Source organism: Streptomyces sp. NPDC040410, assembly GCF_055595715.1.
Genome location: NZ_JBVIVK010000016.1, coordinates 61,488 through 83,823, shown reverse-complemented (window position 1 = coordinate 83,823; position 22,336 = coordinate 61,488). Strand labels below are relative to the sequence as shown.

Genomic DNA, 22,336 nt, shown 5'->3' with positions numbered 1-22,336 from the left:
CTTCAGCCCGTCCGTCTTCAGCCCGTCCGCCTTCGGCGTCCGCTGGGCCCTCGGTGTCCGCGTCCGCCTCGTCCTCGTCGTCGGCATCATTCTTCGCCCACCCCTACTCCCCCGTGATCGAGCCGAAGTCGGTGCCGGAGCCGAGGATCAGACCCGCGCCGAGGAGGATCATCGTGGCGGGGACCATGAACGTCGTGATCATCATCGTCGCCTTGGGGACCGCGCGAGCCGCCTTTCGGCGGGCGTTCTGTGCGTCCGTGCGGCGCATGTCCTTCGCCAGTGCCACCAGCGTGTCCACGATCGGCGCGCCCAGCTCCTCGCCCTGTTGCAAGGCGGTCACGAACATCGCGACCTGCTCGGAGTCGTTGCGGCGGCGCAGTTCGGCGAAGGCCTGGCGGCGGCTCATGCCGAGGTCCATCTGGCGGAGTGTGATGCGGAGTTCGTCGGCCCAGGGGCCCTCGTACTTCGAGGCGACCCGGTCCAGGGCCTGGCGGAAGCCGAGGCCCGCGCTGACCACCACCGCCAGCACGTCCAGGAAGTCCGGCAGAGTCCGCTCGATCACGTCCTTGCGGATGCGGATCGCCGACCAGATGCCGACCTCCGTCCAGAACGCGCCGAAGGCCAGCAGCAGCAACGCCACCGGTACGTTGCCCCGGAGCAGGAACACCAGGAAGCCGACCCCGCCGAGGAAGCCGTAGACCGCACGGCGGGCCGCGTAGCGGTCGATCGTCAGGCCGCCGGGGTTGCCCGCCAGGTCGATCTTCCGGCGGTACTTCGCCACCCGCCGGGGGCCCATGAGGCGCAGTACCGCGGGGGCGTAGCGCATGCCGAGGCGGTCGACGAGTGAGTCGACCGCGCCGGTGCGGGTGGCGCCGACCTCCAGGGCCAGGGCCAGGTCGGACGGCAGTTTCGCGTCCGCACGGTACATGCGGATGCCGGCGAAGACGCCCCAGACGCTGAGGCCCATGGCGAGCGCGAGCAGGAGTCCCATGGCCGCCCTCCCCTCAGACGTCGATGCGGGACAGGCGGCGGATGAGGACGAAGCCGACGGCGTAGAGCGCGAAGGCGACGATCACCGCTCCCTGGCCGACCGGGGAGCCCGTCATGCGGTCCAGGGCTCCGTCCTTCACGCCGTTCATGAGGAACAGGGATCCGACGCCGAGGACCGGTACCGCGTACGACGTCATGTTCACCTGCGACAGCTGCGTCCGCACCTCCCGTCGCGTCTCCTTGCGTTCCTCCAGCGTTTCCGTGAGGTTCCGCAGTGCGCTCACCACCTGGCCGCCCGCCCGGTTCGACAGGACGAGCGTGGTGACCAGGACGACCAGTTCTCGGGAGGGCAGGCGCTCCGCGAGTTCGCCGAGCGCGTCGTCCATCGACGCGCCCAGCGCCAGCTGGTCGGCCACCTTCGCCAGTTCCTCGCCCGCGGGCGCCTCCAGTTCCTCCGCCGCCATGCCGATCGCCGTGCGCAGGGCGAGTCCGGCGTGGGTGGCGTTGGCCAGGATGCGGGCCAGTTCGGGGAGTTGGTTGATGAACCTCTCGATGCGTTTCTGACGCTGCCAGTCGAGGAACTGCAGGGCCGCCCAGATACCGAGGAGTCCGGCGATCGGGCCGAAGAACGGGGCCAGGGTCGCCTGGCCGATCAGCCACAGGCCGCCGACCGTGGCGAGCATGGCGGCGAAGAACTCGCCCGTGGTGACGTCCAGTCCCGTCGCGGCGAGGCGCAGTTCCAGCTTCCTGCCGAGCCGCGTACGGCGCAGTCGGCGGTCCAGGTTGCGGAAGCGGCGCCGCCGTCCGGGGGGCGGGAGCTGGCCGGCGGCCGAGAGGCGGTCGACGAGTGCCGCCCGCTGTGCCTTGCCCTTGGCGTAGATGTGCACGCCCACGACGGCCAGGAGGCAGGTCAGCAGCGTGCTGCCGGTGGTGAGGGTGACGAGGGTCTGGAGTTCCATGGGGGCGGTCCTGCCTACCTGGCTTCTCGGGTGGCGAGCTGATCTGCGGACTGGGCGACGCCGAAGGCCTGGGGGATCGGCTGGCTCGCCATGTAGAGGCGGTCGGCGGTGCGGCGCGGGAGCGGGAAGTACTGGAAGGCGCCGTGGATCCGGCCGTCGGCGGCCATCGGCCGGGCGTCGAAGCGGGCGACGGTGGCGAGCCGGTAGGGCTCGCCGCCGTGGCTGTCGAGTACGGCGACCTCGGTGACGCGGCGGGCGCCGTCGGGGAAGCGGGTGAGCTGGATGATGACGTCGATCGCGCTGTTGATCTGGTCGTGCAGCGCCTCGAAGGGGATCTCGACCTCGGACATCGACGCCAGGGTCTTCAGGCGCATCAGCGCGTCCTCGGCGCTGTTGGCGTGCACGGTGGCGAGTGAACCGTCGTGGCCGGTCGACATCGCCTGGAGCATGTCCAGTGACTCGCCGCCGCGGACCTCACCGACGACGATGCGGTCGGGGCGCATACGCAGCGAGTTGCGGACCAGGTCGCGGATGGTGACCCGGCCCTGGCCCTCGACGTTCGCCGGACGCGACTCCAGCCGGATCACATGCCCCTGCTGGAGCTGGAGTTCGGCTGAGTCCTCGATGGTGATGATGCGCTCGCGCTCCGGGATCAGACCGGACAGCGCGTTCAGCAGCGTCGTCTTTCCGGTGCCCGTCGCGCCGGAGACGATGATGTTGAACTTCGCCTGCACCAGGCCGGCCAGCAGGTACAGCATGTGCTCGTCGAGGGAGCCGAAGCCGACCAGCTCGCTGAGCGTGAAGGAGCGCGGGAAGCGGCGGATCGTGAGCGTGGCGCCGGTGAGCGACAGCGGCGGGATGATGACGTTGACGCGTTCGCCGGACGGCAGCCGGGCGTCGACCATCGGGTTGGACTCGTCGACCCGGCGGTTGACGGTGGAGACGATCCGTTCGATCGTCTGCATCAGCTGGTCGTGGGACGGGAAGCGGAGCGGCAACTGCTCCACGCGGCCCCCGCGTTCGACGAAGATCGCGTCAGGGCCGTTGACCATGATCTCGGTGATGGAGGCGTCTTCGAGGAGCGGTTCCAGGATGCCGAGGCCCAGCGCCTCGTCGACCACCCGGCGGATGAGCTGGGAGCGCTCGACCGTCGACAGGACGGGCCCCTCCCGGCTGATGATGTGCCCGAGCACCCGCTCCAGGCGGGCTCTGCGGTCGGCCGCCGCCAGTGAACTCATCTCCGCGAGGTCGATCTCCTCCAGGAGCTTGGCCCGGTAGGAGGCGACCAGGTGGCCGTCCTCGCCCCGGCTGCCGTTCTCCTCCGGGGAGTTGATGCGTGCCCGCAGGCTCATGGGTCAGTCCTCGTGGTCGAGCGGCATGGTGGCGGATTTGTGGGCCTGGCCGAAGTCCCAGCCGGGGACGATCGACGGGATGTCGACGGAGGCGGTGACGGTGACCTCGTCGCCGCCGTACGCGGCAGGGCAGTCGGTGCCGTCGGCCAGCCAGCCGCTGACCGCCTGCAGGCAGCCCTGCTCGGCGCTCTCCTGGAGCGAGGCGCTCCGCGCACCCGCCCGGGCCGCGGTCCCCGCCTGCTGCGCGGTGTACGCGATCAGTCCGATCTGTACGCCCGCCATGGCGACGAGGATCAGGATCGGGATGAACCCGAGGTATTCGAGAGCGACTTGTCCACGGTCGCGGCCTGTGGCGTCGTACGGCATCTCACTTCGCCTCCTCTACGGCGCCCGCGTGGCCCTCGACCTCGAACGGAAAGCCGATCGCGCCCGGGAAGAGGACGGGGACCTCGAGCCTGACGTCGGCCGTGACGTAGCCGCCGTCCGTCCCGCACCGCACCGTGCCGCTCCACGCACCCGGGAGCTTGTCCAGACCCGCCTGCTCGCACGCCGCCTGCCTGCCCCCCGGCTCCGCCGCCGTTCCCGCCCGCACCGCCTCGTCCGCAGCATTCCCCGCGAGCGTGAACGTGTATCCCACCAGCACGAACTGCCACAGCAGCACCAGCGTCAGGACGATCAGCGGCGTCATGCCGAGTAACTCGACGGTGACCTGGCCGCCGTCCCGGCGCCCGAAGTCCCGGCGCCCGAAGTCCCGGCCCCACATGCCGCGAGGCCACGTGCCCCGCCGCCGGACGGCCCGCCTCCCCATCGATGGCGCGCGCATCCCTATCCCCTTCCGTCCCCGCGGCGCCGAAAACTCACCGAGCCGCGGTCGCCCCGGAATCTGTGGCCCCTCCGTTCGCCCTCGGGGACCTTGATGAGCCCCAGTTCGCCGGCCAGGCCCCAGAGGGCCTGTTTCACCGTGCTTCTGCCGTCCAGCTCGTGGATCCGGCCCGCGTCCACCGCGCCGTGGAGTTCCTTGAAGGCCGCCGGGACCACGGTGCCCGCGACCGCCGTGCCGGTGATCTGCTGGATCAGCGGGGGCTGGATCTCCGTAGCGCGGGAGTGGCGGTTGACGACCACCGTCGTCTCCTCCGCCTTGCGGATCTGCAGCCGGTCCCACATGCGTACGGTGCGCTTGGCGCCCCGGACCGCCGGCACGTCCGGGGTGGTGACCAGCAGGGCCGTGTCGGCCATCTCCACGGCGGCGGCGCCCGCGCCGCCGAGCTGGGCGCCGCAGTCGACGACGACGACCTCGTAGCGGGAGCGCAGGGCGCTGACGATCTGGCGCGCGGCCCGGTCGGTGACCTCCTCGCCGCGCTCGCCCTCGCCGGGGGCGAGCAGCAACGCGACCCCGGTGTCGTGGCGGAAGACGGCGTCGGCCAGGACGCGGGGCGAGATGTCGGTGATGGCCGCCAGGTCCACGACGGAGCGGCGGAACTGGACGTCCAGGTAGGAGGCGATATCGCCGGTCTGCAGGTCCATGTCGACCAGCGCCGTGCTGCGGCCCGACGCCTGGGCCGCGAGGGCGAGTTGGATCGCCGTGAGTGTCGCGCCGACGCCGCCCTTCGCGCCGCTCACCGTGACGACGGTTCCGCCGGCTCCGGTGAACACGTCGCCTCCGGCGCCCAGATGACGCCGTACGCCCACCGACCACTGGGCGACCGCCTGGACGCGGCTGGCGAGTTCCTCGTAGCCGAGGGGGAGGGCGATCAGGCCGCGGGCGCCGTAGTCCATGGCGGCCTGGAAGAGGCCGGGGCCGGCGTCCGAGGTGACGAGGATGACGCCCACGGCGGGGAAGCGCAGGGCCACTTCGCGGATGAGTTCCAGGGCCGGGACGGGGCCGATGCGCTCGTGGACGACGACGACCTCGGGCAGTTCGTCGATCGACTCGGCGGCGAGGCGGGCGAGGGTGTCGATGAGCTGGGTGGAGTCGACCACCGGCGCGACCGGCTCGGCGTCCGGGAGCTGGCTGAGCAGTGTCGTGAGGGACCGGACCGCGTCCGCGTCGCCGACTGCCGGGAGGATCCTCGTGGGCATGGCGGGCTCTCACTTGTCCTTCGCGAGTTCGTACGTGCGGTCCTGTTCCGGGACGGTGGTGCCGCCGCCCGGCGCGACCAGCGCGAGCCGGACCCGCTGGGCGAACGACTCGGCGTACGTGATGCGCTGGGCGTCGACGGTGGAAAGCGCGAAGGTGATCGGGACGGCTTCGGTGAGCTGCCGGTTCCGGTTGTCGCCGTCCGGTTCGAGGGGGGTCAGCCTGCCGACGTCGAGGACCCTCGCATTGGTTACGATGATCTTGGACTGGTCGGGATCACCCTCCCGCTGTCCCTCGAAGGTGGCGTACACGTTGACCGTGGAGCCCGGCGTGATCTTGCCGGCGACACCGGTCGCCGCATCGATCATGATGGCGACCTCCTGCTGCCCGGGCTGCAGGGCGGGCTGATCGACGATCATGTCGCTCTGCAGCAGGGAGCCCTCGCGCAGGGTGGTGACGGCGATCTTGTCCCGGATGTCGGCGAGATCGGTGACGGCCGTGTCGGGCAGCCACCGCTCAGGCATCTTGATCTTCTCGAACTGGCCCGTGGTGAGACGGGTGTACGGCTCCACGTTCGACTTGAGCCGGTAGGCGGTGACCTCGGGGCCGACCTTGGACTGCACGTCACTGATGACGGACAGCACGCCGGCGAACGCCCCGAGGGCGCACAGGACCGACAGGAGCAGGAGTATCACGCCGCGGCGCTGACGGGAGTTCATGAACCGTACAACCTCATTGGGGGTTTCGGTCGAGCGGAATCGGGGGTGCGAGGGGCGGGCCGCCGGCCGGCTCAGCCGGCGGGCAACTGGTTCTCGTGCACGGATGAAGCGGCTGAGAGGGACGGGGCGGTGGCGGAGCAGAAGACGCAGCGGTCGCCGATGACGTCGATGCCGCACCAGTGGCAGACGGACTGCCGTACCGAGGCGACCAGTTGGTAGAGAACCGACAGGTCGGGCAGGAAGGTGCAGAACTCGATCAGTCTGCCGGTCCCCCACCACAGCGGTGACTCGGCCGGCAGCGGGGTCTCGCGCAGACCCTGGACGCTCCAGGCCTTGGCCAGGGTCGCGGTGATCCAGTCGGACTGCAGCTGGCCCTTGGCGACCAGCATCGAGGTGCCGAACTCCGGTCCGGCGAGGGTGGCGCCGGGGGCGATCCGGGCCAGCTGCGGTACAGGGTGGGCGAGTACGGCGAACTGGCTGCCGGGCACCCAGGACTTGGCGTGCGCCTTGAGGCCGACGGGGACGCGGTCGAGCCTGGTGACGGAGCCGAGGAGCGCCCCGGCGTGGATGTAGTGGGTCAGCAGCCGTGCGGCCGAGGCGAGCACGCCCGGGCTGAGGTCGCAGGACGCGAGCTGCCGTAACTGGCGGGTCAGGACGGCGAGTCCGAGCGGGGGCAGGTCCGGGCGGAACAGCGCTATCCGGTCGCTCTCCAGGAGGGAGCGGACGGTGTGCAGCCGGCGCGTCACACCCTCCGGGACGGCCTGCGAGCAGACGACGATCACGTGGCCGTGCTGGTCGGTCAGTGACTGCAGGGCGGCCAGCGACTGTTCGAGCGGCTGCGTGTCCAGGTCCCGCAGCACGACGGCGGGCATGGTTCGCTCGTCCTGCGGCGGCAGCGCCATGTCGGCACTGGTCACGGCAATGGCAGTTGGCACGCGCAGCTCCCCGTTCCATGCCCGTGGGTCCCACCGGTGTTACTCCGGCACACCCGGATGACTTCACTGCGTGACTACCTCAGCACTGTAACCACGCCTGTATGACCGGAGAACAGCGTTTCTTTGACTTCCTTCTCCTCTTGTTCGCCTTGCCGGAGTTCGAAAGAGGTGGATTCCGACCCAGATGGGTTGACAAGTGAAGTGGACTAAACCTCTTGACAGTTGAATTGGTCTGGACCAACTTGTACGTCAGCGGTGGCCACCGTCCTCGTCCCTCTCCCCCACTCGGAGGCTTCAGTGGACCGCGTACCAGGCATGCCCGGACGCAAGCGCGTGTGGGCGGGGGCCGCCGTCGGCGCCCTCGCCCTCTGCTTCGCGGGCGTCGGCGAGGCGTCCGCCGCGGACGTCAACAACGCGAAGAACGCCGGCTTCGAGTCCGGCCTGAGCAACTGGACCTGTTCGGCCGGCAGCGGTACGGCCGTCCCGTCCCCGGTGCACGGCGGCTCGGCCGCACTGAAGGCCACGCCGGCCGGGCAGGACAACGCTCGGTGCGCCCAGGCGGTGGCCGTCAAGCCCAGCTCGACGTACACGCTGAGCGCCTGGGTGCAGGGCGGGTACGCCTACCTGGGCGCGACCGGCACAGGCACGACGGACGTGTCGGCCTGGACCCCGGACTCCACGTCCTGGAAGCAGCTGTCGACCACCTTCACCACCGGTGCCTCGACGACGTCGGTGACGGTGTACACGCACGGCTGGTACGGCCAGGCCGCCTACTACGCCGACGACGTGTCGGTCCAGGGCCCCGACGGCGGCGGAGGCGGCGACCCGGCCCCTACGATCCCGGCGGCCCCGGCCGGCCTGACGGTGTCGGGCACGAGCTCGTCCTCCGTCTCCCTGGCGTGGAACACCGTGTCCGGCGCGACGGGGTACAACGTCTACCGCGACGGCACGAAGGTGACGGCCGTGTCGGGCACGTCGGCGACGGTGACCGGCCTCGCGGCCTCGACGCCGTACTCCTTCCAGGTCACCGCGACCAACGCGGCCGGTGAGTCGGCGAAGTCGGCGGCCGTGACGGGGACGACGACACCGGGCGGCGGGGGCGGCGGTGCCCTGCCGAAGCACGCCGTCACGGGCTACTGGCAGAACTTCGACAACGGGGCGACCGTCCAGAAGATCTCCGACGTCTCCGCCCAGTACGACATCATCGCGGTGGCCTTCGCGGACGCGACGGCGACGCCGGGTGCCGTGACCTTCAACCTGGACTCCGCCGGCCTCGGCGGCTACACCGTCGACCAGTTCAAGGCGGACATCAAGGCGAAGCAGGCGGCCGGGAAGAAGGTCATCGTGTCGGTCGGCGGTGAGCGCGGCACGGTGTCGGTGAACGACCCGGCGTCGGCGGCGAACTTCGCGAACTCGGTCCACTCCCTGATGCGGACGTACGGCTTCGACGGCGTCGACATCGACCTGGAGAACGGCCTCGACGCGACGTACATGACGCAGGCGCTGCGGGCGCTGGCCGCGAAGGCCGGGTCGTCCCTGGTGCTCACGATGGCGCCTCAGACGATCGACATGCAGTCGACTTCGAACGCGTATTTCCAGACCGCGCTGAACGTGAAGGACATCCTCACGGTCGTCAACACGCAGTACTACAACAGCGGGTCGATGCTGGGCTGCGACGGCAAGGTGTACAGCCAGGGGTCGGTCGACTTCCTGACGGCACTCGCCTGCATCCAGCTGGAGGGCGGTCTGTCCCCGTCCCAGGTGGGGCTGGGTCTGCCGGCCTCGACGCGCGGCGCGGGCGGCGGCTACGTGTCACCGACCGTGGTGAACGACGCTCTGGACTGCCTGACGAAGGGGACCGGTTGCGGAACCTTCAAGCCGACCAAGACCCATCCGGACCTGCGGGGCGCCATGACCTGGTCGACGAACTGGGACGCGACGGCCGGCAGCGCGTGGTCCAACGCGGTGGGACCGCACGTGCACGGTTTGCCCTAACCGAGAGACGCCGAATGTGCCGCCCCTGCCCGCGGTGACGTGCGTGGGGGTGTGCCCGTCGACCGGGTCGGCCGCCGGAGGAGCGGCCTCTGTACGGCCGTTCGTCCACGGTCGTCAGGATTGGATCGCAGTCACCCAGTCGGCAGTGCTGACAAGGTTCGGCCCGCTTCACGCTGTGTGCCCAGCCAGGAGGCCGGATTCGAAGGGTTCGAGACGGCGGCTCCCGGCTGACTATTGACCTGCTCATGCCACGAGCCGACCATGGGCGCACACCCGCACCAGCACGTCGCTGAACCACCCCCGCTCCACTCCCCACTTCCGGCGACCCCGGAATCCCCGGAGAAACTAGGAGACTTCATGCGACTTCGCATACGAGGCTCGGGCGCCCGCAGCGGGAGACGAACCGCAGCCCTCGCCGCGCTCATGGCCCTCGCCCTCGCGGCCCCCCTCTCCGCGACGGCGACGAACGCCAGCGCCGACAGCGCCCGCAAGGCTGCACCCTCCTCCGACGACGTCCGCCAGTACGAGATCCACGTCGACCACAACACCCCGGTCACCCGCACCGCCATCGCGGAGGCCGGCGTGACCGTGGACGAGGCCGACGAGGAGACGGTGGTCGTCTCCGGGCGCGCGGCGCAGATCAGGAAGCTGCGGCAACAGGGCTACGAGGTCTCACTGCTGGGCTCGGCCCCGGACCGCTCCACCGCCGCGGACGAGGTCCGGCTCCACGACTTCCCCTCGGCGGACTCCAAATACCACAACTACGCCGAGATGACCGCGGAGATCGACACCCGGCTCGCGGCGTACCCGAGCATCATGAGCAAGCGGGTCATCGGCAAGTCGTACCAGGGCCGGGACATCGTCGCCATCAAGATCAGCGACAATGTCGCCACCGACGAGAGCGAGCCGGAGGTCCTGTTCACCTTCCACCAGCACGCCCGTGAGCATCTGACGGTGGAAATGGCGCTGTACCTGCTGCGCGAGCTGGGAGCGGGCTACGGCAGCGACTCCCGCGTCACCGGCATGGTCAACAGCCGCGAGATCTGGATCGTGCCCGACCTCAACCCGGACGGCGGAGAGTACGACATCGCCTCCGGCTCGTACCGGTCGTGGCGCAAGAACCGCCAGCCCAACTCCGGCTCTTCGTACGTCGGTACGGACCTGAACCGGAACTGGAACTACAAGTGGGGCTGCTGCGGCGGGTCTTCGGGATCGAAGTCCTCGGAGACGTACCGGGGCACCGCCCCCGAGTCGGCGCCCGAGGTGAAGGTGGTCTCCGACTTCGTACGCGGCCGGGTCGTGGGCGGCAAGCAGCAGATCACCGCCGGGATCGACTTCCACACGTACAGCGAGCTGGTGCTGTGGCCGTTCGGATACACCTACTCCAACACGACGACCGGGATGACGGCGGACGACTACGACGCCTTCAGGACCGTCGGGCAGAAGATGGCCGCGAGCAACGGCTACACGCCGGAGCAGTCCAGCGACCTGTACATCACGGACGGGTCGATCGACGACTACCTCTGGGGTGCGCAGAAGATCTTCGCGTACACCTTCGAGATGTATCCGTCGTCCAGCTCCGGGGGCGGGTTCTACCCGCCCGACGAGGTCATCGAGCGGGAGACTGCGCGGAACCGGGACGCGGTGCTGCAGCTACTCGAGAACGCCGACTGTATGTACCGGTCCATCGGCAAGGAGGCCCAGTACTGCGGTTAGGGGTCAGCAGGTTGTCGGGGAACTGCGGGCCGGCCGTGGCCGGTCGCGCAGTTCCCCGCGCCCCTTAGGCCGCGTCCTCGTCGAAGTAGGCGTCCAGCACCGCGTCCAACTGCTTCTCCCACTCCTGGAAGCGCGCCCTGGCCGTCGCCTCGATCTCGATCGGGTACCAGCGGCGGTCGGGAGTGTGGACCGTGACGGTGAACCGCTTGCCGAAGCGGGGGGCCTCCGTCTCGACCGCCCCGATCTCTTCCCAGCGGAACTCGCACTCCTGGTCGTCCAGGGTGAGCCGGACACCCTTGTGGTCGGCGACGATCTTCGCCCGGCGGTCGGCGGCCTCGAAGACGGGGCCGCCGGAGGAGTCCTGGGGTTCGGACCCTTCGGACTCGTCCTCGGACTCGTCGGACACCTCGGACTCCTTCGTCTCCTCCGGGGCCTCGGCCTCGTCGGAGACGGGCTCCTTGGAGACCGGCTCCTTGGAGACGGGCTTCGCGGAGGCCGGGGCCTCCGCCGCGTCTGCCGCCGCTTCGTTCTCCGGCTTCACGAGCCCGGGGATGAAAGCCGGGTCGAATCCGGCGCCCTCCAGGGGCTTGCTGCTCGAACCTATGCGCTGCTCCACAGCGGGCAGTATGGTCGACGATCCTGTGCCGGGCACAACCAGCCCCAACTTCGTTATGAGACGACTACCCGAAGACGCTCGACACGGCCGCCACCGCGAGCCCCACCACGGACAGCACGCTTTCCTGCACGGTCCACGTCTTCAGTGTGCCCGCTCGCTGATGCGGTGGGGCGGGGGCGGTGGCGGTGGCGGTGGCGGCGAGCGTTCGCGAGGCACTGAGAAACCGTCAGCCGGTCACTTCATGCGGTGTCCTTCACCAGGTGTCCTTCATGCGGTGTCCCTCACGGGGGTCCGGCCGGAGTACTCGCCGCTGATGGCGTCCGCGACACGCCGTACCAGCGGGAGCAGGGTGAGGAGTTCGTCGGCGGTGACGACGACGTTGGGCGCGGAGACCGACATCGCGGCGGCCACCCGGCCGTCGGCCCCGCGGATGGGGGCCGCTACGCAGTTGACGGACTCCTCGTGGCCGCCGAGGTCGGTGGCCCAACCCTGTTCGCGCACCTTCTCCAACTCCCTCAGGAAGGCGGGTGCGTTGGGCGTCGAGCGGGCCGTGTACAGGGGGTAGTCGAGCTTGTCCGCGAGGGCGCGGCGCTCGGATTCGGGGAGGTCGGCGAGGAGCAGCTTGGCGACGGCCGCGACGGTGATGGCCACCGGCTTCCCGATCCGCGAGTACATACGCACCGGGTAGCGGCTCTCCACCTTGTCGATGTAGAGGACCTCGTTCTCCTCGTGGACGGCGAGGTGCACGGTGTGGCCGCACTGCTCGTTGAGGCGTACGAGGTGGGGGTGGGCGATCTCGCGGATGTCGAGGTTCTCCATCGCCTCCTGGGCGAGGGCGATGAGGCGGGCGCCGAGGCGGTAGCGCTGGTCGGACTGGCGGTAGACGAGGCCGTGCGCGTGGAGCGTGCGCAGGAGGCGGAGGGCCGTGGACTTGTGGACGCCGAGGCGGTCGGCGACCTGGCCGAGGTCGGCGGGTCCCTCGGCCAGCAGCGGCAGGATGCTGAGCGCGCGGTCGACGGTCTGGCTCATGGCGTACGTACCTCCTCGTCGGCCCGGTCCGGTGTCCGTGTCCAGCCGGGCCCGAGCCGAAGTCTCCCCCACGCGGTGTCGTCCAGGGCGGCCAGGCGGTCGGCGTGGTCGCGGGCGGGGGGTACGGCGAGGTCGCCGGGGACGGTGAGGGCGGCGGCCGCCATGAGGTGGCCGTGCCGGAGGCGGTCGCGGAGGGGCAGTCCGCGCAGCGTGGCGGAGAGGAACCCGGCGGCGAAGGCGTCACCGGCGCCGACGGCGGCGACGACGTCAACGTGCGGGGCGGGCACATGGGTGACGGCGTCCTCGGTGAACACGGTCGCCCCGCGCCCGCCCTGTTTGACGACGAGCACCTCGGGGTCGGGGAACGCGGCCCGGATGGCGTCGGCGCCCTCCAGCGCCCACACCTCCTCCGCCTCGTCCTCGCCCACGAACACGAGGTCGGCACCGCGCGCCAGTTCCAGCAGCACCCGAGGCCCGTGGGAGTCGCGCCACAGCCCGGTCCGGTGGTTGACGTCGAAGGAGACGAGCGGCCGGCCGGGGCGGGGGGCCGTCAGCTCCCGCAGCAGCCCGAGGCACTCCCCGGACAGCGCCGCCGTGATCCCTGACAGATGCAGCACGCGCCCCGCGCGCACCGCCGCCAGGTCCACGTTCCCGGCCGTCATCGCGGAGGCCGCCGACCCGGTCCGGTAGTACGCCACCTCGTGGGCGCCGGAGGCACGGTCCCCGGCGGTACGGAAGTACACGCCGGTGGGGCGGGCCGCGTCGCGCCGCACGGACGTGATGTCGACGCCGTAGGCCCCGATCGTCTCGACCAGGTGGTCGCCGAAGCCGTCGGCGCCCACCCTGCTCACCCACCGCGTGGGGTGGCCCGCCGCCGCCAGCACGCACGCCACGTTGGACTCCGCGCCGCCGATGGCCCGGTCGAAGGAGGGGACATCGGCGAGGCGGCCGGGGCGGGAGGGCAGGAATGTGACCATGGACTCGCCGAGCGCGACGACGTCGACGGCGCCGTGGGCATCGCGGGGGCCGGTGGCGGTCACGATCGTCGTGGCTCCTCGGTGTTCTCGCGGGTGGCGGCAGCTTCGTTGACCCCGCGCCGGCCGAGATGTTAGACAGCAGCTAGCGGAATACGCAATGAGCGTTGCACATTTCGCAACATCCCAGATCAGGGAGGCTCAATGGCCCGCGACAACGGCACCGAAGCCCTCGCCCGCCTCGCCGAGGAACGCGTCGACCACCGCTTCAAGGGCCTCCCGCCGGACGCCGACGGCCTGACCGTCGGCGAGTTGGCCGCCCAGCACCGCAACCTCTTCACCGGCGGCTTCGCGACCCCGGTCCTGGCGCTGTCCGCCGAGCGCCTGGAGCACAACCTGAGGCTGATGGAGACGTACGCCGCCCGCCACGGACTCGCCTTCGCCCCGCACGGCAAGACCTCCATGGCCCCGCAGCTCTTCCGGCGGCAGATCGAGCACGGCGCCTGGGGCATCACGCTCGCGGTGCCGCACCAGGTAAGGGTGGCGCGGGCGTTCGGCGTCCGGCGGGTGTTCCTCGCCAACGAGCTGGTGGACCCCGCGGCCCTGCACTGGATCTCCGCCGGACTCGACGCCGACCCCTCCTTCCGTTTCGTCTGTTACGTCGACTCCGTGCGCGGAGTGGAGCTGATGGACGCGGCGCTGCGCGAGGCGGCCCGCCCGCTCGACGTCGTCGTCGAACTCGCCGCCGGCGAGGGCGCCCGGACCGGGGTCCGTACGGAGGCGGAGTGCGCGGCGGTCGCGGACGCGGTGGCCGCCGTGCCGACCCTGCGGCTGGCCGGTGTCGCCGGCTACGAGGGCGAGGTCCCGCATGCGGACCCGGAGCGGGTGCACGCCTGGCTGCGGCGGCTGGTCGCGCTGGCCGTCGACTTCGACAAGGGCGGGCGCTTCACGGGCGTCGAGGAGATCGTCATCAGCGCGGGCGGCAGCGCCTGGTTCGACGCGGTGGCCGACGTGTTCTCACAGATCCCCGCACTCTCCCGTCCTGTACTGAAGTTGCTGCGCTCGGGTGCGTACGTCTCGCACGACGACGGCCACTACCGCAAGCTGACCCCGTTCGCCCGCGTGCCCGAGGAGGGCGCCCTGGAGCCGGCGTTCCGCCTCTGGGCGCAGGTGGTGTCCCGGCCGTCCGCCGACCAGGCGTTCGTCAACGCGGGCAAGCGGGACGCCGCGTACGACCTCGACCTCCCCTTCGCCCAGGTCGTCCGCCGGGACGGGGCCGAGCGTCCGGCCGCCGGCATCGAGGTCACCGGCCTGTCCGACCAGCACGCCTGGCTGCGTACGGCCCCCGAGGCGGACCTCGCGGTCGGCGACTGGCTGGGCATGGGCCTGTCCCACCCGTGCACGTCCTTCGACAAGTGGCCGCTGATTCCGGTGGCGGAGGCGGACGGCACGGTCGTCGACTACATCCGTACGTTCTTCTAGGAGGCCCGGGTGGAGGAGCTCGTCATCCGGGACGCGGACGTCGTGGACGGCTCCGGCGCCCCGTCGTACCGCGCCGACGTGGTCGTCGACGGCGGCCGGATCGTGTCCATCGTCAAGGAGGCCGCGGCCGCGGGCTGTCAGCGCCCGAAGGCGCGCCGGGAACTGGACGCCGAGGGCCTGGTCCTCTCCCCTGGCTTCATCGACATGTGGCGGGGCGGGCGGTCCGTCGCAGTCCCGTGTGACGGAACACCCTTCCGCGTCCGGCGCCTACGGCTTGGGCAGGGTGCACCCGCTCGCGCTGAGATCGAGCCGGTTGCCGGTCGTGAAGCAGGCCGGTATCTGGTAGGTCTCCTGGGCGTAGTTGATGCCCTCGCGGACGGTGACGTTGCCGCTCGCGTCGACCTCACAGGGGTTGTTGTCGGTGCACCTCTCGCCGTCCTCGTTGCCGGTGTTGTTGACGGCGACGACCTTGCCCGTGGCCTGGTCGATGACCGGCGAGCCGGACGTTCCGCCGATGGTCTGGCAGGCGGAGGTGTAGCGGACCGAGTCCTTCCAGGTCCAGTCGCCCTCCTTGAGGCGGTAGGCGAACCCGTCGATGTTGCAGTTGTACAGCCGCTTCCAGTAGCCGGAGGCGACCGTGATGGCGGAGCCGGCGGTCGGATGCGTGTCCTGGACGGTCAGCGGGCTGATGCCGTAGGAGCTCTTGATGGACGCGTAGCTGCGGGTGAGCTGGTAGATCGTCACGTCCGTGTCGGTCATCGTCGAGTACGCGACCTTGGCGGCGCGCAGCGTGCCGACCCTCGTACCGGCGGAGTTGAGGAGTCCGAAGCCACGGCTGGAGGCCTGGCCGACGATCACCTCGCCGGGCTCGGGGAAGCCCGTCTCCAGGCAGTGGCCGTTGGAGAGCACGAGCGCCGGGTCGCTGTCGGCGGAGTTCGGGAAGCGGATGACGGAGCCGGAGCAGTTGCTGAGCGCGACAGTGCCGGCGAGGCTGACTGCCTGAAGTGTCGGCGCCGCCTTCTCCGCGGGCGCCGCCTGCTCGGTCGCCGCGACCGCGGGTGCCATGCCGGCCCCGGAGATCACCAGGGCTGCGAGCGTGGCAAGGAGAGGCTTTCTCATGTGGGGGTCCCCTCTGAGACGCGAGCGACCGGAGATCTTCCGGCCGCCGTCTTGTCATGTGCATTGTGAATACAGAGGGGTGGGTGAGCAAGGAGTTGTTTCAAGCCCGGCGTTGGCGGATTTCCGCGCTTGCGGCGTCGATGTGGCCGAAGAGCGCCGTACCGTCGGCCGCGATCCTGGCGCCCGGTTCGCGGCAGCGCCGCTCACGGGCCGGCGCGACACGGCCGGTGAAGGACACCGCGGGCCCGTCGAAGCTCCCACGCTGCCGCCGGCGCGCGAGGTCGGCCGGCCCGGCGCCCGGTCGGGACCGCGCGACGTCGGAGATCACCGGATCGACGGCGCGCAGGTCGGGCATCCGGTCCGCAGCCTGACCGTTCTCCGCCGTCACGACGTGCGCGCCGTGCTGCTTCAGGCAGCGGGCGAAAGACGTGTTGTTCTCCGGATGGCCGTCGATCCGGAGCACGCGGATGCCCCGGTAGGCGTCGCGCCCCTCGGCCGGCGTACCGTCCCCGCGGCCCGCGACCCCTCGTCCGTACGGACCACGGTGACCGGCGGCGCCCCGTCCTCCCGCGACTGCTTCACCGGCTCGTCCACCTGCGGAAGCCGCATCCGCTCCACGGCCGACGCCGAGCGGATCGGCCTCCGGTGCGCCGACCGGTGCGTCGTTCGGGCGGCGAGAACTCCATGCCCTGCCTCCCCCTTCGGCAGGGCCGACCTAGTGCCGCGGCAGGCAACGTTTGCCCGGCACGGAGCGGCGTTCGGTGCGTGCTCTCGGCGTGCCGGCCGGAAGTCCGCGTACTGGACGTACGTGGGCTTTCGGCCGGAGCGGCGAGAGGGCGTGCCGGGCGTCGCGACGGGGCGAACGTTGCCTGCCGCGGCACTAGCCTGGTCCGCGGCTACTTGGGGCGCTTCGTGTTCCCCTGCCCGCGCCCCGGGTTCCCGTTGGCATTGCCCGGCACCGGCGCGCTCGTGGTGGCGGTGGGCGTGACGGTGACCGCACTGCTGGGCGCGGCCGAGGACCCGTCCGTCTCCCCTCCGGTCGAGGAGGGGTCCGCCGAGGCGCTCGCGGACGCCGACGCGGCACCGGGCCGGTCCGCACCGTCGGTCGACCGGACGGCGGCCGGCTCCTCCGCCGATGTCGGCGCCGCGGAGTCCCCCGCCGTCGGAGGGCCCGTGCGGTCGTGCTTGCCCTCCGCGCCGCCCGACGGCGACCCGGAGAAGGAGATCCCGGCCACCAGCGCGGCCGCGGACACGGCCCCCGCCACGCCCGCGGCGACCGCGATCCGGCGCCGGCTGCCGCGCCGCCTCCGCGCACGCCGGCCCGCGCGGGTCTCCTGGTCCGCGGCCGCCTCCCAGTCGGACTCGGAGCCGGGACCGCCGGCCTCCCAGGCGATGGGCTCGGCCCGGTGGCCACCGGCCTCCCGGTCACCCACTGCCGCGTGGCCGCCGGTCGCCGGACCGGGCTCGCCGCCCTCGGGTATCCGGGGCAGTTCGGTCGTCTCGTCGTAGGCGGTCTGCCAGCCGTGGGCCGCCGCCGGATCGACGTACGTCTCGTACGCCGGAGTCGTCGGGGCGGGTGGAAGGTACACGTTCGGCGGACCCTGGGGGGCTCCGCCCTCCGGCTGGGCACCGTGGTCGTCGTACGCGCCGGTCGCGTTGTTCGCGGCATTCACACCGTGCGCCCCGCTTTCGTACCGAGCTGGCCTGGACATTGCCGCGCATTGTAGAGACGGGTGGGACCCCTGAGACAGCTACCGGCGATAATCACCCAAACCCACGCGTCTCACGTGTCGGAAAACACGGCCCATGAGGCGTTACCGGGCCGTAAGCTCCCTGACATGCAGGTGATCCAGTCGACCAAGCTCGCCAACGTCTGTTACGAGATCCGGGGCCCGGTACTCGAGGAGGCGATGCGGCTCGAGGCGGCTGGTCACCGCATTCTCAAGCTCAACACCGGCAACCCGGCGGCGTTCGGCTTCGAGTGTCCGCCCGAGATCCTGGAGGACATCCTCCGCAACGTGTCGTCGGCGCACGGCTACGGCGACGCGAAGGGCCTGCTGGCCGCACGCCGGGCCGTCGTCATGCACAACCAGACCCTCGGCATCGAGACGGACGTCGAGCACGTCTTCATCGGCAACGGCGTCTCCGAGCTGATCGTGATGGCGATGCAGGGCCTGCTGGACGACGGCGACGAGGTCCTCGTACCGGCGCCCGACTACCCCCTGTGGACCGCGGCCGTCTCCCTCTCCGGCGGCACGGCCGTCCACTACCGCTGCGACGAGCAGTCCGACTGGATGCCGGACCTCGCCGACGTCGAGCGGAAGGTCACCGACCGCACCAAGGCGATCGTCATCATCAACCCGAACAACCCGACGGGCGCCGTCTACGACGAGGCGATGCTCAAGGGGCTGACCGACATCGCCCGCCGCCACAACCTGCTGGTGTGCTCGGACGAGATCTACGACAAGATCCTTTACGACGGTGCCACGCACACGTCGACCGCGGCGATCGCCCCCGACCTGCTCACCCTCACCTTCAACGGCATGTCGAAGGCCTACCGGGTGGCCGGCTACCGGGTCGGCTGGATGTCGATCTCCGGGCCGCGCGCACACGCCGACTCCTACATCGAGGGCCTGACGATCCTGGCGAACATGCGCCTGTGCGCGAACATGCCGGGACAGCACGGGGTCGTCGCCGCACTCAGCGGACGGCAGACGATCAACGACCTGGTGCTGCCGGGCGGGCGGCTGCGGGAGCAGCGGGACGTGGCATACGAGCTGCTCACCCGGATCCCCGGCGTGAGCTGCGTGAAGCCGAAGGGCGCGCTGTATCTCTTCCCGCGCCTCGACCCCGACGTCTTCAAGGTCAAGGACGACCGGAAGATGGTCCTGGACCTGCTGCGGCAGGAGAAGATCATGGTCGTCCAGGGCAGCGGCTTCAACTGGCCCGAGCCGGACCATTTCCGGGTGGTGACGCTGCCGACGGTCGTGGACCTGCGGGACGCGGTCACCCGGATCGGGAACTTCCTGGACGGCTACAGCCAGCCGTGACACTCACGCTGCGTGTGCACCTGTCCCCTGTTTTGCGAACACCTCAACTTTAGACGAATTCTAAGCTAGGATGGCTTCCTGACAGCACAGGAGGCCATCCATGTACGAACCGATCCGCACCAAGTCGGTCCACAGCCCGATGGCCGGCACCAGCTCCGACTTCCCCCACCGGTCCCGCGAGGAAGAGCTGGACATCCAGCTCGCGGGCCATCTCGCCGCCCTTCTCGCCGTCACGGACGAGCTGCGCGCGGCGTCCCCCTCCGCCGACCTGGACACCGCGGCCGAGCGGCTCGCCGCGCAGGTGACCCGGCTGCGGGGAGGCCATACGCCGGCCCGCGTGCCACTGACGGCCGTCGACCAGAAGCAGCCCCCGGCGGCCCTGCGCAGGCGGGCCCACGCGCTCGCGGGCCGTGCTCTGGTCGTCGCGGCCTCCCGCGCCGACACCGCGGCGGCGATCCTGGCCGCCGAGCAGATGGACGCGCACACGGCGGCCCTGGAGGCCCGCGAACTCGCGTCCCACTGAGCCCACCCGGGCTCCCTTCGACGGCCCCGGTCCGCGTGCACCCGCAGCGACGCGCGGACCGGGCGCCATGCACCGCATGGGTCCGGGCCGCGTGTTCGGCGGGCGACCGCCAGAGGGTGGGGCGCTCGGCCACGGCCGGAAGCCCTCGTTCGGCACCGCCGGAAATCCGCCGTCCCGGCCGAGCGCCGTCGCGGCGGAATTTCTGTGGCCGCGTCAGCCGACCAGCACCGTAAGGATCATGAAGAACAACAGGATCCCGATCACCATGGCCCATATCGGCCAGGCACCGCGGCCGCGGGGACCCTCCGGACCTCCGCCCCGTGGGCGGTCTTCCGGCAGACGGGGGTTTCCGGGTCGATCGTGACGGTGGAACTCACCAGCACCAGCCATGAGCGCATCACCTCTTCCGTGACGACCGGGTACCCGTCCCCGGAACCCGGCATTCCCGTTCTGGTCGAGGGGTGCGGCCACGGGCGAGGGCCTGCCGCCGTCCTTTCCGTCGGGGCGGACGGGAGGACGACGACAGGCCCAGGGCCCCGCACGCCGTTGTACGGGACCTCGCCGGTCTGCACCGCGGCCGGCCGTGACGATCGCTGGTCAGGGCAAGCCGGACCGGCCGCGGGGTTCTCAGGGGTGCTCAGCCCAGGCGCTCCACCAGCGCGTGGTACTCGTCCCACAGCTCCTTGGGCGTGTGGTCGCCGAAGGTGTTGAGGTGGTCGGGGACCAGGGCGGCCTCCTCACGCCAGACCTCCTTGTCGACCGTGAGAAGGAAGTCCAGGTCGGTGTCGGCCAGTTCGAGGCCGTTGGTGTCCAGGGCCTCCTTGGTCGGCAGGATGCCGATAGGGGTCTCGACGCCCTCGGCCTTGCCGTCGAGCCGCTCGACGATCCACTTCAGGACGCGGCTGTTCTCGCCGAAGCCGGGCCACACGAACTTGCCCTCGTCGTTCTTGCGGAACCAGTTGACGTAGTAGATCTTCGGGAGCTTCGACTGGTCCTTGTCCTTGGCGACGTCGACCCAGTGACCCATGTAGTCGCCCATGTTGTAGCCGCAGAACGGCAGCATGGCGAAGGGGTCGCGGCGCAGCTCGCCGACCTTGCCCTCGGCGGCGGCGGTCTTCTCGGAGGCCACGTTGGCGCCGAGGAAGACGCCGTGGTTCCAGTCGAAGGACTCCGTCACCAGCGGTACGGCGGTGGCGCGGCGGCCGCCGAAGAGGATCGCCGAGATCGGCACGCCCTTCGGGTCCTCCCACTCGGGCGCGATGATCGGGCACTGGGAGGCCGGGACGGTGAAGCGCGCATTGGGATGGGCGGCCGGGGTCTCGGCCGCCGGCGTCCAGTCGTTGCCCTTCCAGTCCGTCAGGTGGGGCGGAGTGTCCTCCGTCATGCCCTCCCACCAGATGTCGTTGTCGTCCGTCAGCGCCACGTTGGTGAAGACCGAGTTGCCCCACAGCGTCTTCATCGCGTTGGCGTTGGTGTGCTCGCCGGTTCCGGGCGCGACGCCGAAGAAACCGGCCTCGGGGTTGATGGCGTACAGGCGGCCGTCCTCGCCGAAGCGCATCCAGGCGATGTCGTCGCCGATCGTCTCGACCGTCCAGCCGGAGACCGTGGGCTCCAGCATGGCGAGGTTGGTCTTGCCGCAGGCGCTCGGGAAGGCGGCGGCGACGTACCTGGACTCACCCTGCGGCGGGGTCAGCTTCAGGATCAGCATGTGCTCGGCGAGCCAGCCCGCGTCGCGCGCCATGACGGAGGCGATGCGCAGGGCGTAGCACTTCTTGCCGAGCAGGGCGTTGCCGCCGTAGCCGGAGCCGTAGGACCAGATCTCACGGGCCTCGGGGAAGTGCGAGATGTACTTGGTGGAGTTGCACGGCCACGGGACGTCGGCCTCGCCCTCCGCCAGCGGGGCGCCGAGGGTGTGCACCGCCTTCACGAAGAAGCCGTCGGAGCCCAGCTCGTCCAGGACCGGCCGTCCCATGCGGGTCATGGTGCGCATGGACACGGCGACATAGGCGGAGTCGGTGATCTCCACACCGATCGCGGAGAGGTCCGAGCCCAGCGGGCCCATGCAGAACGGGACGACGTACATCGTCCGGCCGCGCATCGAGCCGCGGAAGATGCCGCCCCTGCCGTCGGCCCCCTGGAATATCTCCCGCATCTCCGCGGGCGCCTTCCAGTGGTTGGTCGGGCCGGCGTCCTCCTCCTTCTCGGAGCAGATGAACGTCCGGTCTTCGACCCGCGCGACATCGGTCGGGTCGGAGGCGGCGTAGTACGAGTTGGGGCGCTTGATCGGGTCGAGTTTTTTGAAGGTGCCCTTGGCCACGAGCTCCTCACACAGTCGCTCGTACTCGGCCTCGGATCCGTCACACCAGACCACGCTGTCCGGCTGCGTCAGTTCGGCGATCTCGTTCACCCAGGAGATCAGTTCCTGGTGGTTGGTGGGGATGACGGGGGGAGCCGCGATGTCGCGCGCCACGATTGCTCCTAAAAGACGGGTTGTTTTTTGTTGGAGGCCCCGTGGGGGCTGCGACCCGGATGCGTCTCGGGGGTAACACTGGCGCTCATCCGGTGCCGACCGCACTCATTTGATCATCCGACGAGTGTGCGCATATGTCCAGAGGAGCGCACAGGTGAGCGACGTGAGGATTGCCACGTGTAGAAGTGCTTCTTTGCGTGCACGTTGGGTTCAGCTGAAGATTCTTTTGCGTAACGTGCGGGGCGCCAGGTAGCGTAAGAAAATGGCGACTCTTCGCCGCTCCTAATGCAGGACCGATCCGTAACCTACGGCTCCGTAGGTACGATGCCC

20 protein-coding genes and 1 pseudogene are annotated in these 22,336 nt (G+C 70.5%); 6 read left to right on the top strand and 15 right to left on the bottom strand.

Annotation, left to right across the window (positions count from 1 at the left end):
- Nucleotides 1-103: 103 nt before the first annotated feature.
- From ACZ562_RS28225 to ACZ562_RS28190, 8 genes are all read right to left on the bottom strand, one after another.
- Nucleotides 104-991 (bottom strand): DUF5936 domain-containing protein, encoded by an 888-nt coding sequence (locus ACZ562_RS28225; RefSeq protein WP_471184610.1) that lies wholly within the window; start codon nucleotides 989-991, stop codon nucleotides 104-106.
- A 13-nt stretch (nucleotides 992-1,004) separates the two neighbouring features.
- The gene (locus tag ACZ562_RS28220) at nucleotides 1,005-1,949 is read right to left on the bottom strand and encodes a type II secretion system F family protein (RefSeq protein WP_471184607.1); all 945 of its coding nucleotides are present in this window, start codon (nucleotides 1,947-1,949) and stop codon (nucleotides 1,005-1,007) included.
- A 14-nt stretch (nucleotides 1,950-1,963) separates the two neighbouring features.
- Complete coding sequence (locus tag ACZ562_RS28215) at nucleotides 1,964-3,301, bottom strand: CpaF family protein (RefSeq protein WP_471184605.1); 1,338 nt, start codon at nucleotides 3,299-3,301, stop codon at nucleotides 1,964-1,966.
- Nucleotides 3,302-3,304: 3 nt separating this feature from the next.
- Complete coding sequence (locus ACZ562_RS28210; RefSeq protein WP_471184602.1) at nucleotides 3,305-3,667, bottom strand: TadE/TadG family type IV pilus assembly protein; 363 nt, start codon at nucleotides 3,665-3,667, stop codon at nucleotides 3,305-3,307.
- Nucleotide 3,668: 1 nt separating this feature from the next.
- Nucleotides 3,669-4,064: a TadE/TadG family type IV pilus assembly protein gene (locus tag ACZ562_RS28205; protein WP_471184600.1), complete on the bottom strand. Its 396-nt coding sequence runs from the start codon at nucleotides 4,062-4,064 to the stop codon at nucleotides 3,669-3,671.
- Nucleotides 4,065-4,126: 62 nt separating this feature from the next.
- The gene (locus ACZ562_RS28200; protein WP_471184597.1) at nucleotides 4,127-5,380 is read right to left on the bottom strand and encodes an AAA family ATPase; all 1,254 of its coding nucleotides are present in this window, start codon (nucleotides 5,378-5,380) and stop codon (nucleotides 4,127-4,129) included.
- A 9-nt stretch (nucleotides 5,381-5,389) separates the two neighbouring features.
- The gene (cpaB, locus tag ACZ562_RS28195) at nucleotides 5,390-6,097 is read right to left on the bottom strand and encodes a Flp pilus assembly protein CpaB (protein WP_471184595.1); all 708 of its coding nucleotides are present in this window, start codon (nucleotides 6,095-6,097) and stop codon (nucleotides 5,390-5,392) included.
- Between the two features lie 71 nt (nucleotides 6,098-6,168).
- The gene (locus ACZ562_RS28190; protein WP_471184814.1) at nucleotides 6,169-6,999 is read right to left on the bottom strand and encodes a hypothetical protein; all 831 of its coding nucleotides are present in this window, start codon (nucleotides 6,997-6,999) and stop codon (nucleotides 6,169-6,171) included.
- Nucleotides 7,000-7,347: 348 nt separating this feature from the next.
- Between ACZ562_RS28190 and ACZ562_RS28185 the strand changes: the two genes are divergently transcribed.
- Nucleotides 7,348-9,027, top strand: coding sequence for a chitinase (locus tag ACZ562_RS28185; protein WP_471184593.1), 1,680 nt, complete (start codon nucleotides 7,348-7,350; stop codon nucleotides 9,025-9,027).
- A 357-nt stretch (nucleotides 9,028-9,384) separates the two neighbouring features.
- A complete protein-coding gene (locus ACZ562_RS28180) occupies nucleotides 9,385-10,743 on the top strand; it encodes a M14 family metallopeptidase (protein WP_471184590.1) in 1,359 nt (452 codons plus the stop codon).
- A 64-nt stretch (nucleotides 10,744-10,807) separates the two neighbouring features.
- Here the strand turns inward: ACZ562_RS28180 and ACZ562_RS28175 are convergent, their stop codons facing one another.
- The 3 genes from ACZ562_RS28175 to ACZ562_RS28165 form a co-directional block, all read right to left on the bottom strand.
- Nucleotides 10,808-11,359, bottom strand: coding sequence for a hypothetical protein (locus tag ACZ562_RS28175; RefSeq protein WP_471184588.1), 552 nt, complete (start codon nucleotides 11,357-11,359; stop codon nucleotides 10,808-10,810).
- Between the two features lie 267 nt (nucleotides 11,360-11,626).
- On the bottom strand, nucleotides 11,627-12,388 hold the full coding sequence (locus ACZ562_RS28170) for an IclR family transcriptional regulator (protein ID WP_471184585.1): 762 nt from the start codon (nucleotides 12,386-12,388) through the stop codon (nucleotides 11,627-11,629).
- Nucleotides 12,385-13,428, bottom strand: a complete 1,044-nt coding sequence (locus ACZ562_RS28165) for a sugar kinase (protein ID WP_471184582.1) — start codon at nucleotides 13,426-13,428, stop codon at nucleotides 12,385-12,387. Before ACZ562_RS28165 ends, ACZ562_RS28170 begins: the two co-directional genes overlap by 4 nt.
- A 138-nt stretch (nucleotides 13,429-13,566) precedes the next feature.
- Here ACZ562_RS28165 and ACZ562_RS28160 point away from each other — a divergent pair, with 138 nt between their 5' ends.
- Both ACZ562_RS28160 and ACZ562_RS28155 read left to right on the top strand, forming a co-directional pair.
- Complete coding sequence (locus ACZ562_RS28160; protein ID WP_471184579.1) at nucleotides 13,567-14,844, top strand: amino acid deaminase; 1,278 nt, start codon at nucleotides 13,567-13,569, stop codon at nucleotides 14,842-14,844.
- Nucleotides 14,845-14,853: 9 nt separating this feature from the next.
- Nucleotides 14,854-15,051: pseudogene (locus ACZ562_RS28155) on the top strand (D-aminoacylase); the annotation flags it as partial.
- A gap of 60 nt (nucleotides 15,052-15,111) precedes the next feature.
- Here ACZ562_RS28155 and ACZ562_RS28150 read toward each other — a convergent pair.
- The 3 genes from ACZ562_RS28150 to ACZ562_RS28140 all read right to left on the bottom strand — a co-directional run bounded on the left by ACZ562_RS28150 (nucleotide 15,112) and on the right by ACZ562_RS28140 (nucleotide 17,675).
- Nucleotides 15,112-15,963: a S1 family peptidase gene (locus tag ACZ562_RS28150; protein ID WP_471184576.1), complete on the bottom strand. Its 852-nt coding sequence runs from the start codon at nucleotides 15,961-15,963 to the stop codon at nucleotides 15,112-15,114.
- Between the two features lie 100 nt (nucleotides 15,964-16,063).
- Entirely contained in the window at nucleotides 16,064-16,426 is a 363-nt protein-coding gene (locus ACZ562_RS28145; protein ID WP_471184573.1) for a response regulator, read from the bottom strand.
- 433 nt (nucleotides 16,427-16,859) lie between these two features.
- On the bottom strand, nucleotides 16,860-17,675 hold the full coding sequence (locus tag ACZ562_RS28140) for a hypothetical protein (RefSeq protein WP_471184570.1): 816 nt from the start codon (nucleotides 17,673-17,675) through the stop codon (nucleotides 16,860-16,862).
- A gap of 126 nt (nucleotides 17,676-17,801) precedes the next feature.
- Here ACZ562_RS28140 and ACZ562_RS28135 point away from each other — a divergent pair, with 126 nt between their 5' ends.
- Complete coding sequence (locus ACZ562_RS28135) at nucleotides 17,802-19,013, top strand: pyridoxal phosphate-dependent aminotransferase (protein ID WP_471184567.1); 1,212 nt, start codon at nucleotides 17,802-17,804, stop codon at nucleotides 19,011-19,013.
- A 100-nt stretch (nucleotides 19,014-19,113) separates the two neighbouring features.
- Entirely contained in the window at nucleotides 19,114-19,536 is a 423-nt protein-coding gene (locus ACZ562_RS28130) for an SCO4983 family protein (RefSeq protein WP_471184564.1), read from the top strand.
- A 637-nt stretch (nucleotides 19,537-20,173) separates the two neighbouring features.
- On the opposite strand, the gene ACZ562_RS28125 is transcribed toward ACZ562_RS28130, so the two are convergent.
- The gene (locus ACZ562_RS28125; protein WP_471184562.1) at nucleotides 20,174-22,006 is read right to left on the bottom strand and encodes a phosphoenolpyruvate carboxykinase (GTP); all 1,833 of its coding nucleotides are present in this window, start codon (nucleotides 22,004-22,006) and stop codon (nucleotides 20,174-20,176) included.
- Nucleotides 22,007-22,336 lie beyond the last annotated feature (330 nt).